Below are 12,307 nucleotides of genomic sequence, written 5' to 3'. Positions count from 1 at the left end.
ATGTCGACGACCTCGACCGCGCCCGTGGCCACCCCGACCAGGACCCCGACGCCGACGCGGATCGTCGGCATCGACCCCGGCCTGAACGTCACCGGCTACGCCGTCGTCGACGCGGCCGGCCGCAGGCCCTACGTGGTCGAGGCCGGCGTGATCCGCCCCCGGGCCAAGACGGCCACCGCCTTGGAGGCCCGGTTGCTGGTCCTCCACCGGGGGATCCTGGAGGTGCTGGACGCCTTCCCGGCGGCGTCCCTGGCCCTGGAGCAGGTCCACAGCCGCCCGGCCCACCCCCGGACGGCCATCCTGATGTCGCACGCCCGGGGGGTGATCATGCTGGCCGCCGCCGAGCGCGGGGTGCCGGTGGTGGGGTATGCCGCGTCGCGGATCAAGAAGACGCTGACCGGATCCGGCCGCGCCCCCAAGGAGCAGATGCAGCACGCGATCCAGACCGAGCTGGGCCTGGACCGCCTGCCCGAGCCCCACGACGTGGCCGACGCCTGCGCCGTGGCCCTCTGCCACTTCCAGATGACCGCCAACCTCCGCGGCCTCGGCGGCCTGTAGGTCGAGCGGAGTTCCTCCGGAGATTCGAGGGACGCGGGCCGGGGATGGCAATGCGCCCCGGCATCGTCTAGGCTGGCCCCGGTCATGCCCACCTCGCACCATCGCCCGCCGGAGCCGCCACGATGTCCCGTCGCCTGGTCGCGTTCGTCGTCCTGCTCGCCTGGACCGGGTCCGCTCCTGCCGAGGAGGTCCGGCCGAACGTGGTGTTGATCGTGGCCGACGACCTGGGGTGGGCCGACCTGGGATGCTACGGCAGCACGTATCACAAGACCCCGAACCTCGACCGGCTGGCGATGCAGGGGACGCGGTTCACCCACGCGTACGCCGCGTGCCCGGTCTGCTCGCCGTCCCGGGCCGCGATGCTGACCGGCCGCTACCCGGCGCGGCTCCACCTGACCGACTGGCTGCCCGGCCGCGCCGACCGCCCGACGCAGAAGATGATCCGCCCGATCATCCGCCAGGCGTTGCCCCTGGAGGAGACGACCATCGCCGAGGCGGTCGCCGCCGTGGGCTACGACACCGCGACGATGGGCAAGTGGCACCTGGGCGGCGACGGGTTCCTGCCCGAGCAGCAGGGCTTCGCCGTCAACGTCGGGGGAACCGCGACCGGCTCGCCGCCGGGGGGCTACTTCCGGTTCAAGACCCCGACCCTGGCCGCGCGGGCCGACGACGAGTACCTCACCGACCGGCTGGGCGAGGAGGCGGCCCAATACATCGACGCCCATCGCGATAAACCCTTCTTCCTCTACCTGCCGCATTATGCCGTCCACACCCCGTTGCAGGCCCGGGCCGAGGCGATCGCCCGCTACAAGGCGGCCACCCCGAAGGCCGGGTCGAAACAGAACAACCCCACCTATGCGGCCATGATGGAGTCGCTGGACGACGCGGTGGGCCGGGTATTGAAGGCGCTCGACGACGCGAAGCTGGCCGACCGCACGGTGGTGATCTTCACCTCGGACAACGGCGGGCTCTCGGTCAAGGAAGGCCCGGGCACGCCGTCCACCTCCAATGCGCCGCTCCGCGACGGGAAAGGCTATCTCCACGAAGGGGGGATCCGCGTCCCCCTGATCGTCCGATGGCCCGGCGTGACCCAGCCCGGGGCGATCACCCAGGTCCCCGCCAGCGGCCAGGACCTATTTCCCACCGTGCTCACTTTGGCCGGGACGAAGCCCGCGCCGAATGCCACGATCGACGGCGTGGACCTCGTCCCGGTGCTGCGGGGGTCGGGCACGCCGAGGCGGGAGGCCCTGTTCTGGCACTACCCCCACTACAGCAACCAGGGGGGAAAACCGGGCGGGGCGATCCTCCAGGGATATCGCAAGCTGATCGAAAATTACGAGGACGGCCGGCTCGAACTCTACGACGTGGCGATCGACCCGATGGAGGTGGACGACCTCGCCGCCGACCATCCCGAAGAAGCCGCCCGGCTCCGCGATCGACTGGCCGCCTGGCGGGCCTCGGTCGATGCCCAGATGCCGACGCCCAACCCGGACTACACGCCGCCCGGGAAGTGACCCGGACCGGCCGCGCCCCCTGGCTTCATCCCACCCGGATGCCCACCCCATGAATCGCATCATCGTCGCGGCCGGATGGCTGGGCCTCGCCGCCGGCATCGTCACCCCGGGGCCGGCCCCGGCCGCCGACCGGCCCAACATCCTCTGGCTGACCAGCGAGGACCACGGCCCGCAGATGGGCTGCTATGGCGACCCGGTGGCGACCACGCCCCACGTCGACAAGCTGGCCGCGCGGGGGATGATCTACACCCGCGCCTGGTCGAATGCCCCGGTCTGCGCCCCGGCCCGGACGACCCTGATCTCGGGGATGTATGCCTGCTCCACGGGCGGCGAGAACATGCGGAGCCTGGTCCCCTACCCCGCCGGGCTGGCCATGTTCCCGCAACTGCTCCGCGAGGCCGGCTACCACTGCACCAACAACGCCAAGGAAGACTACAACCTGGCGAAGCCCGGCAAGGTCTGGGATGCCTCCGGCAAGCAGGCCCACTGGCGCAACCGCCGGGCGAATCAACCCTTCTTCGCGGTGTTCAACTCGGAGAAGAGCCACGAGAGCCAGATCCGCGCCCGCCCGCACACCCTGGTCCATGATCCGGCGAAGGTCCCGATCCCGGCCTATCACCCCGACACCCCGGAGGTCCGCCGCGACTGGGCCCAGTATTACGACGGCGTGACGGCCGCCGACGCCGACGCCGGGATGCGGCTCGACGAGTTGGATAAGGCCGGGCTGGCCGACGATACCATCGTCTTCTACTTCGGCGACCACGGGTCGGGCATGCCCCGCAGCAAGCGCTGGCCCTACAACTCGGGCCTGCGCGTGCCCTTGGTCGTGTCGTTCCCGAAGAAGTGGCGGCACCTCGCCCCCGAAGGGTACGCGCCGGGCGGCCGGTCCGATCGCCTGGTCGGGTTCGTCGACTTCGCCCCCACGGTGCTCAGTCTGGCGGGGGTCCGGCCGCCGTCCTGGACGCAGGGGCACGCCTTCCTGGGCGAGTTCGCCGCGCCGCCGCAACCGTTCGCGTTCGGCTTCCGGGGCCGGATGGACGAGCGGGTCGACTTGGTCCGCACCGCCACCGACGGCCGGTTCGTCTACGCCCGAAACTACATGCCGCACCTGATCTACGGCCAACGCATCGACTACATGTTCCAGACCCCGACGACCCGGGTCTGGAAGGCCCTCCACGATGCCGGCAAGCTGACCCCGGCCCAGGACGCGTTCTGGAACCCCAAGCCGCCCGAGGAACTGTACGACCTCGACGCCGACCCGGACGAGGTCCGCAACCTGGCCGGATCGCCCGAGCATCGCGCGATCCTGGATCGCCTCCGCACCGCCCAGCAAGAACTGGCCCGGTCGATCCGAGACGTCGGGTTCCTGCCCGAAGGCGAGCGATACCGCCGGGCCGAGGGCGGCAGCCCGTATGACCTGGCCCGCGACGGCGACCGCTACCCGTTCGACCGCGTCTCGGCCACGGCCGACGCGGCCTCGATGCTCAGGCCCGAGGCCCTCCCAGCGTTGAAGGGCAGCCTCGCCGACCCCGACGCCGCCGTCCGCTACTGGGCGGCGCTCGGCGTCCTGATGCGAGGCCGCGATGGGTTCGTTTCGGCGGGACCGGAGACCCGCAAGGCCCTGGACGACCCCTCGCCCGACGTCCGGGCCGTGGCCGGCCGGATCCTCGGGCAGTTCGGCACCGCCGAAGACCTGGCCCGGGCCCTGCCCGTCCTGACGAGGCTCGTCGATCCGGCCGGGAATGACGTCTTCTCGGCACTGGGGGGGCTGGACGCCCTGGCCGCCCTCGGCCCGAAGGCGTCACCCGCCCATCCGGCCATCGGGGCGTTCGCCGGGAAGTGGGCCGTGCCCGACCCGCGCTATGCCACCTACGCCCCCCGCCTGCTGGCCGAGATCCTGGCCGGCCCGCGAGCGGAGACGCCCGAGGGCCGGCCCTGAGCCACGCCGATCAGGGCGTCTTCTTCCAGATCGGCAGGACGTCGTCGGACGCCTGCTGGCGGATGCCGTTGTCGGAGAGGATCTCGTCGGTCGCCTCCAGGGCCTCCTTGCGGTTGAAAACAATCGTCTCCGAGCCCCGGTCGTTGAACGAGATCGTCACGTAGGTGTCGGTGGCGTCGCGGAGGATCTCGATGAGGTGGCGGAGATTCTTGACCGGGATGCCGTTGACCTCCTTGACCACCTTCGCCAACGGATTGCTGTAGCCGCTGCCCAGCCGGTGCGGGAACATCGGGGCGGAGATCACCACCAGCTCCTCGCCGGGGAACGCCACCTTGTCGCCCCTGCGGGTGGCCAGCGGGCTGGAGATGGCCGCGAACAGGACCGCCAGGTTGTTGTTCCGCTCCAGGAGGTTGACGAACTCGGTCGTGGCCGGCGAGAACACCAGGGGCCCGTAGACGAAGTAGGTCGGATACTTCCCCTTCAACGGCTTGATGAGGTCGTCGACCTGAGTCGGCACCGGGACCTCGACGGCCATTTCCTTGCCGTCGCGGACGATCGTGAGCGGGACCTTGCCGTCCTTCGTGAGCGATTGGATGTAGTACTGGAAGCGGAGCCGGAGGTTGTCGCGGACCTTGACCATCCCGACGTTGTCGACCTCGTGGTCGCCGATCTTGGTGATCACGTCCCACTCCTTGAGCGGGTAGTCGGCGTCGTCGCGGTCCGGGGCGTGCACGGCCATGCCGATCGGCTTCTTCGAGAACCCGAGCTTGGCGCGGACCGCGTCGTTCTCCAGGGTCTGGAGCTGGTCGTACATCATCGGCTTGCCGTCATAGGTCCCGTCGGCCACGTCCTTGAGGAACAGGTCGACCTCCTCGGTGGGGATGATGTAGCCGATGTTGTCCGCGCCCCGGATGCCGCTGAAGGTCACGCCGATCATCTTGTCGTCGACCAGCGCAGGGCCGCCGCTGTTGCCGGGGTTGATGGCCGCGTCGATCTGGATCCGCAGCCCCTGGGTCCGGCCGTTGTAGGGCACGAACTCGATTCGAGAGACGATCCCCTTGGTGATCGACAGGCTGCTGCCGCCGGTCGGGTAGCCGTAGACCGTGACCGCATCCTTGATCTCGGGCAGCTTCTCGGCCCGGGGCAAGGGCGGGCGCTTCTCGAAGAAGCTCTCGTCCTCCAGCTTGAGGATGGCCAGGTCGATCCCCGGGGCGGAGACCTCGACGGTGGCCACGTACTTCTCGCCCGACTGGTTGGGCTCGACCTTCACCTGGCTGGCGTAGTTGACCACGTGGGCATTGGTCAGGATCCGCTTGCCCTCGATCACGATCCCTGTGCCCGAGGCGTCCTGCGGGCTCTGCTTCTGCCACGGGTGGATCGGGTCGGGGAGCCGCGACGACGCATAGATCTTGACGACCGACTCCCGCGTCAGGTCCTCGGCCCGGGCGACCGGGGCGGGCACCAGCGCGATCCAGAGCGGGGCGACGACCGCCAGGGATGAGAATCTCCGCATGAATCACTCCTCCGTCGCCGGCGCGATGCGCGGCGAGGTCCAGCTACGACACGAGGGGCGGACGAAAGACGCCGCATTGTAGCCGGCCCCAACCCGCCCGGCGACACGCTACCCTCGCCGCATCGGCGATCGGCAGTCATCGACCCCCGAACGAGAACAGGCCGGGGGCGCGTCATGCGTGCCCCCGGCCTGATGTGCGGACGATCCTCGACGAGGCGACCCGATGGGTTACCGTGCCACCGGGCTCATCGTGTTGTCATTGTTGATCACGTAGTTGGCCGCCCCATAGGTGATGGTGGACCCGGGGGCCGCCCCGGCGTGCTCGGCCGGGATCTGGTACCGCTGCGCGGTGGGAGCGGGCTGGGTCGCCGCGGCGGGGCTCATCGTCCGGTCCGGATTGACGACATAGGTCGTCCCGCCGTAGACCAGAGTCGACCCCGGGGCGTAGCCGTTGTACTGGGCGGGCAGCTGATAGCGGGTCGCGTTCGGGCTGGCCGTCGCCTGGCGATAGTCCGGCTGCGTCGGGTTCTGTCCGGGCTGGACATATCCCGGCTGGCCGAAGGCGGGCCGCCGGACCTGGTAGGGATTGTTGGGCTGATACGGGTTGTTGCCCGGGTTCCGATAGGGGTTGTTGCCCGGGTTCTGGTTCGGGCCGTAGTTCTGATTCGGGTACTGGTTCTGATTCGGATACTGGTTCGGCTGTCCGAGGACGCGGTTTTCCAAATTGTTGAGCAAGCGCTGCTGGACCTGCTGCCCGAAGTCGGGGTTGGCGGCAGGCTTCTGCTGGGCATCGGCGACGGAGGACAGGCCGAGCAGGCCGGCGGTCAGGCCCAAGGACAGGACGGTTCGGGTGAACATCGTGGGAGGCTCCTTTGGATGGCGGACCCGGAGCTTGGGTGCCCGCTTCGAATGTTGGGTCCAAATCCTCGATGGGACGGGGATGAGGTCCGCAACCCCCGTGCCATCGGGGCCGTCCCTGGCGGGCTCGCCTCGGCCCTGGGCTGCGGCTCCAGCCCGAATCCAGCAGACGGGGCACGGTTTAGGGATTTTCCTCGGCATCCATCCGAGCGATGTACCAGAATGCGTGGATCACCAACGAGAGGCCGACCGCGAACGGCATCGGGCATCACAACGCATCCGCACCGGCACCTTCGCCGTGGTGAATGACGTGGAACACAGGCATCAATCCGACCGCCCGGTCTTCCTCGAAAGATCCGGCCGCGGCATACCGGCGGATGCGCAGGCAACGGAGAAAGCGTCCCCGCCGAGCAGCATCCGCAGGATGCCCAACTCCGGCAGCGGCCCGATCGCCCACCGGCCCCGTCGCGTCACCTCGCACCCCGCCTGCTCCGAGGCCTGGCCCCCCGCTCGCAGCGCGCCCGCATTCAGGCGGGGGCGAAGCCGCGTTCCAGGGTGGCGATGGCGGTTTCCAGGTAGACGGCGTCGGTCATCGTGGGGAAATGCTCGGCGGTGAGCGAGCGGTTTTCGAGCCAGGCGAAGACCACCCCTTCGATGATCAGGCTGAGCGCGATGGCGTCGAGGTCGCGGCGGACCACGCCGAGTTCCTGGCCCTTCTCGATCCGGCGGACCAGGGCCCAGCGGAGGTCGGAGCAGCCCTTGAGCAGCGGGCTGCGCCCTTCGAGCCGGGACCAGCCGAAGATCCGGAGCTGGGCCTGGTTCTCGCTCCAGAACGCGAACAGCCGGGTCATCTCGGCCCGGAGGTCGAGGGTCTGCTCGGAGGTCCACGACGACTCGGGGAAGCGGGCCACGAAGGCGTCGATCGACCGCTCGATCACGGCGGCGTGGAGCTGCTCCTTGCTGCCGAAGTGGTGCTGGATCAGGGGTTGGGAGACGCTGGACGCCCGCGAAATCTCGCGCAACGAGGTCCCATCGAACCCCCGGTCGGCGAACAGACGCTCGGCCGCGTCGAGCACCGCCCGCTTGGTCTTCTCGGGGTTTCGGACGCGAACCGCTTCGCTGGTCACCGTGTCATCCCCTCTCACCATCAGCCCGATCGGAAAAGTCGACGCCCCCGGCGGTCTGCCGTTGACGCACGGACGAACATTATCATAATACTTGTCGATCGAACAGTAAACAATCAGGCGAGCCGATCCGTGAAGAATCGATGGCTTCTCCAGCAAGGCCTGCGCCGGCCCTGGCGTGCGTTGGCCGGTGTGCTAATCGTGGCGGCGGGGGGCTGCGGCCCGACCAACGTGCTCCAGCAGCTCCCGCCCTCGGAGGTGATCGTGGCCCACCCGGTGCGCCGGTCGGTCACGGAGTACATCTCCTATACCGGCACGGCGCAGGCGTCGGAGCGGGTCGAGCTGCGGGCGCGGGTCAAGGGCTTCCTCAAGGAGAGGAAGTTCAAGGACGGCGACGACGTGAAGGCCGGGCAGCTCCTGTTCGTGATCGACGAGGAGCCGTTCCAGGTGATGCTCGACCAGGCCCGCGCCCGGCTGGGCGAGGCCGAGGCGCAGCTCCGCAAGGCGGAGGGGTCGCGGAGCCGCGAGGTCGCCCAGGCCCAGCTCGACCTGGACGAGGCGTCGCTGGCCCTGGCCAAGATCGAGGAGGGGCGGAGCCGCAACCTGGTGTCGCGCAACGCCGGGTCGCGCGAGGACCTGGACCGCGCCGAGGCCAACCACCGCAAGAGCGAGGCCCAGGTCGAGGCCGACCGCGCCGCGCTGGAGCAGGCCAAGGCGGACTACGAGATCAACATCCTGTCGGCCCGGTCGAGCATCGCCGCGGCCAAGGCCCAGGTCCGCAACGCCGAGATCGACCTGGGCTATTGCCGGATCACCGCCCCGATCGACGGGAAGATCGACAACCGGGTGTTCGACATCGGCAACTACGTCGGCGACGGGGCCTCCACGGTGCTGGCCACCGTGGTGAAGACCGACCCGATTTATGCCTACATCACGCCCAGCGAGGACGACCTGCTGCGGCTCCAGGGCGCGGGCCAGAAGGGCCAGCCCCGCGACTATCGCAAGATCGAACTGCCGATGGAGCTGGGGCTGGGCTACGAGGAGGGCTATACCTTCCGAGGCAAGGTCGACTACTCCGACCCGAGCATCGACACCGGCACCGGCACGATCCGGATGCGGGGCCTGTTCCCCAACCCCGACGGGGCGATCACCCCGGGGCTGTTCGTCCGGGTGCGGATGCCGGTGGAGACCAAGCCCGACGCGCTGCTGGTACCCGACCGGGCCCTGGGGTCGGACCAGGGGGGCGTCTACCTGCTGGTGGTCGACAAGGATGACACGGTGCAGCGCCGCGCGGTGAAGTCCGGGCCCGAGGACGGCACCCTGCGGGTGGTCTCCGGCCAGCTCGGCCTGGAGGACCGGGTCGTCGTCGATGGCCTGCTCCGGGCCCGGCCCGGCATGAAGGTGAAACCCAAGATGGAGGAGCCGGCGAGCGCCGCCGTGGCCGCCCGCCAACCCGCCGAAACCGCGTCCGATCACCGCCCCTGATCCCGACCGAGCGAACAATCCATGTTCTCGAAGTTCTTCATCGAGCGGCCGATCTTCGCCAACGTCATCGCGATCATGACGATGCTGGTCGGGGTCGTGACGCTGCTGGGGCTGCCGATCGAGCAGTATCCCAAGATCACCCCGCCCACCGTGCAGGTGACGACCAACTACCCGGGGGCCGACGCCAAGGTCCTGTCCGACGTGGTGGCCTCGCCGATCGAGCAAGAGGTCAACGGCGTCGAGGGCATGCTCTACATGTCCTCGACCTGCTCCAGCAACGGGTCGTACACCCTGACGGTCACCTTCGAGGTCGGCACCGACCTGGACAAGGCCCAGGTGCTGATCCAGAACCGGATCGCGGTGGCCCAGCCCCGCCTGCCGGTCGAGGTCCAGCGCCAGGGGATCGTCGCCAAGAAGCAATCCACGGCCATCATCCTGGTGGTCGGCCTGACCTCGCCGGACAACACCTACGACGGCCTCTACCTCAGCAACTACGCCACGCTCTACCTCAAGGACGCCCTGAGCCGGATCAGCGGCGTGGGCGACATCCTGGTCTTCGGCGGCAGCAGCTACGGGATGCGGGTCTGGCTCGACCCCGAGAAGATGAAGGCCCGCAACCTGTCCACCGAGGACGTTCTGGCGTCGATCTCCGAGCAGAACATCCAGGTGGCCGCCGGCCAGGTCGGCCAGGCCCCCGCCCCCCGCGACCAGAACTTCCAGTACACGGTGACCACCCGGGGCCGGCTCAGCGACCCCAAGGAGTTCGGCGAGATCATCGTCAAGACCGTGGCCGACTCCCCGGCACGGATGCGTTTGACCCGGGTCAAGGACGTGGCCCGGATCGAGCTGGGGGCGCAGACCTACGACACCTACACCGAGATCGCCGGCCGGCCCGCCGCCGGCCTCGGCGTCTTCCAGCTCCCCGGGGCCAACGCCCTGGACGTCGCCAAGCAGACGCTGGCCAAGATGGAGGAGCTGTCCAAGGGCTTCCCGCCCGGCATGAAGTACTCGATCCCGTTCAACCCGACCACGTTCGTGGATGAGTCGATCTACGAGGTCTACAAGACCTTGTTCGAGGCCGGCGTCCTGGTGCTGATCGTGATCCTGGTGTTCCTCCAGGACTGGCGGGCGGTGCTGATCCCGGCGACCACCGTGCCGGTGACGATCATCGGCACGTTCGCGGCGATGGGGGCGCTGGGCTTCTCGGTCAACATGCTCACCCTGTTCGGGCTGGTGCTGGCCATCGGCATCGTGGTGGACGACGCCATCGTGATCGTCGAGAACGCCTCGCACCACATCGACCGGGGCGGGCTCGACCCCAAGACGGCCACCATCAAGGCGATGTCCGAGGTGATCGGGCCGGTGATCGGGATCACCCTGGTGCTGATGGCGGTGTTCTTGCCGACGGCCTTCCTTCCCGGGATCACCGGCCAGCTTTATCGCCAGTTCGCCCTGACCATCGCCGCCACGGCGGTCATCAGCGCCATCAACGCGGTGACGCTCAAGCCGGCCCAGTGCGCCGTGTATCTCCGCCCGACCAAGACGCACAAGAATGCGTTCTATCGCTGGTTCAACCGGGTGTATGACCGCTGCGAGGCGATCTACGCAGGGATCATCCGCCGGCTGGTCCGCCACACGGTCACGATGATGCTCCTGTTCGTGGTCACGGCGGCGGGCACCGGCTACTGGTTCACCCGGCTGCCGACCGGCTTCCTGCCGACCGAGGACCAGGGCTACGCGATCATGGGCTGCCAGCTGCCCGACGCCGCCTCGCTGGAAAGGACCCGCGAGGTCGTTGACAAGCTCTCGAAGATCCTCAAGGAGACGCCGGGCCTCCAGGGCTGGTTCCTGATCGGCGGCAACTCGCTGCTGGACGGGGCGACCGCCTCCAACGCGGCGACGTTCTACCTCAGCTTCCTCCCGTTCGAGGAACGGGCCGGCCACCCGGAGATGAGCCTGGAGGCGATCCTGGGCCACGTCATGGGGGCGGTCCAGGCGATCCCCGAGGCGATGGTCTTCGCCTTCCCGCCGCCCGCGATCATGGGCCTGGGCACCACCGGCGGCTTCGAGCTTCGCATCGAGGACCGCGGCGACACCGGCCTGACCCAGCTGGAGCAGGTCGTCCAGGAGATGGTCAAGGACGGCTCCGCCCAGTCGGGCCTGGCGCAGCTCCAGAGCCCGTTCCGGTCGGGCGTGCCCCAGCTTTACGTCGAGGTCGACCGGGTCAAGGCCAAGAGCCTGGGCCTGCCGCTCGGCACGATCTACGGGACGCTCCAGGCGGCGCTCGGGTCGGCGTATGTCAACGACTTCAACAAGTTCGGCCGCACCTGGCAGGTCCGGGTCCAGGCCGACCAGAGATTCCGGCTCAAGCCGGAGGACATCCGCCGGCTGGAGGTCCGCAACCAGGCCGGCCAGATGATCCCGCTGGGGACCTTCTGCCGGGTCGAGCTGTCCAACGGCCCGCAGATCATCCCGCGCTACAACCTCTACCCGTCGGCGACCATCAACGGCTCGTCGGCCCCCGGCTTCAGCTCGGGGCAGGCGATGGCCCTGATGGAGCAGATGGCCGACACCAAGCTGCCGGGGTCGATGGGCTACGAGTGGACCGGCATGTCGTTCCAGGAGAAAAGGGTCGGCAACCAGGCCATCTTCGTCTTCGCCCTCGGCGTGCTGATGGTCTACCTCGTGCTGGCCGCCCAGTATGAAAGCTGGCTGATGCCGGCCGCGGTGATCCTGGTCGTTCCCCTGGCGCTGCTGGGCACGGTGGCCGCCGTGGCGTTCCGGGGGATGGACAACAACGTTTACACCCAGATCGGCGTGGTGCTGATCATCGCCCTGGCGAGCAAGAACGCCATCCTCATCGTCGAGTTCGCCCGCGAACTCAGGCAGAAGGGCCGGCCGATCCTGGAGGCTGCGGTGGAAGCCTCAAGGCTCCGGTTCCGGCCGATCTTGATGACCTCGTTCGCCTTCATCCTGGGCATCCTCCCGCTGGTCAACGCGACCGGTGCCGGGGCCGCCAGCCGGAGGTCGCTGGGCACGGCGGTGTTCGGAGGGATGATCGCCGCGACGGTGCTGGCCGTCTTCTTCGTCCCGGTCTTCTACGTCGTGATGCAACGCCTGGCCGAGTGGCGCAAGCCGCGAAGCAACACCTTCGTCTCCGAGGTCGACACCTCGGCCCCCGAGGCGATCCACGAGGCCGTCGCGGCCCACCACTGAGCCCACGGCTTCGGATTTCTGCCCCACCCACGCGAGCCCGATCGGACTGGGTCCGGTCGGGCTCGCGGTGTATCCTGGATGCGGGCGGGCCGGTCCAGCG

At 68.9% G+C, this 12,307-nt stretch carries 8 protein-coding genes; 5 read left to right on the top strand and 3 right to left on the bottom strand.

The genetic code is table 11. The annotated features are described in order from the left end of the window. From ruvC to TA3x_RS11580, 3 genes are all read left to right on the top strand, one after another. The gene (ruvC, locus tag TA3x_RS11590; protein WP_435021334.1) at nt 1–558 is read left to right on the top strand and encodes a crossover junction endodeoxyribonuclease RuvC; all 558 of its coding nucleotides are present in this window, start codon (nt 1–3) and stop codon (nt 556–558) included. Between the two features lie 122 nt (nt 559–680). Next, nucleotides 681–2,072, top strand: a complete 1,392-nt coding sequence (locus tag TA3x_RS11585) for a sulfatase (protein ID WP_435021332.1) — start codon at nt 681–683, stop codon at nt 2,070–2,072. A gap of 49 nt (nt 2,073–2,121) precedes the next feature. Next, entirely contained in the window at nt 2,122–4,011 is a 1,890-nt protein-coding gene (locus TA3x_RS11580; protein ID WP_435021330.1) for a sulfatase-like hydrolase/transferase, read from the top strand. Nucleotides 4,012–4,021: 10 nt separating this feature from the next. Here the strand turns inward: TA3x_RS11580 and TA3x_RS11575 are convergent, their stop codons facing one another. The 3 genes from TA3x_RS11575 to TA3x_RS11565 form a co-directional block, all read right to left on the bottom strand. Beyond that, nucleotides 4,022–5,524 carry a trypsin-like peptidase domain-containing protein gene (locus TA3x_RS11575; RefSeq protein WP_435021328.1) on the bottom strand — a complete coding sequence of 501 codons (1,503 nt, stop codon included), beginning with the start codon at nt 5,522–5,524 and terminating at the stop codon, nt 4,022–4,024. Nucleotides 5,525–5,752: 228 nt separating this feature from the next. After that, nucleotides 5,753–6,382 carry a hypothetical protein gene (locus TA3x_RS11570; protein ID WP_435021326.1) on the bottom strand — a complete coding sequence of 210 codons (630 nt, stop codon included), beginning with the start codon at nt 6,380–6,382 and terminating at the stop codon, nt 5,753–5,755. 527 nt (nt 6,383–6,909) lie between these two features. Then, complete coding sequence (locus TA3x_RS11565; protein WP_435021324.1) at nt 6,910–7,509, bottom strand: TetR/AcrR family transcriptional regulator; 600 nt, start codon at nt 7,507–7,509, stop codon at nt 6,910–6,912. Between the two features lie 129 nt (nt 7,510–7,638). Here TA3x_RS11565 and TA3x_RS11560 point away from each other — a divergent pair, with 129 nt between their 5' ends. After that, nucleotides 7,639–8,991, top strand: a complete 1,353-nt coding sequence (locus TA3x_RS11560; RefSeq protein ID WP_435021321.1) for an efflux RND transporter periplasmic adaptor subunit — start codon at nt 7,639–7,641, stop codon at nt 8,989–8,991. Nucleotides 8,992–9,012: 21 nt separating this feature from the next. Next, a complete protein-coding gene (locus TA3x_RS11555) occupies nt 9,013–12,207 on the top strand; it encodes an efflux RND transporter permease subunit (protein ID WP_435021319.1) in 3,195 nt (1,064 codons plus the stop codon). Nucleotides 12,208–12,307 lie beyond the last annotated feature (100 nt).

It is taken from the genome of Tundrisphaera macrotermitis (genome assembly GCF_051175315.1).
Lineage (GTDB): Bacteria > Planctomycetota > Planctomycetia > Isosphaerales > Isosphaeraceae > Tundrisphaera.
The sequence above is the reverse complement of the archived record's forward strand: the minus strand, read 5'-3'. Positions and strand labels throughout refer to the sequence as shown.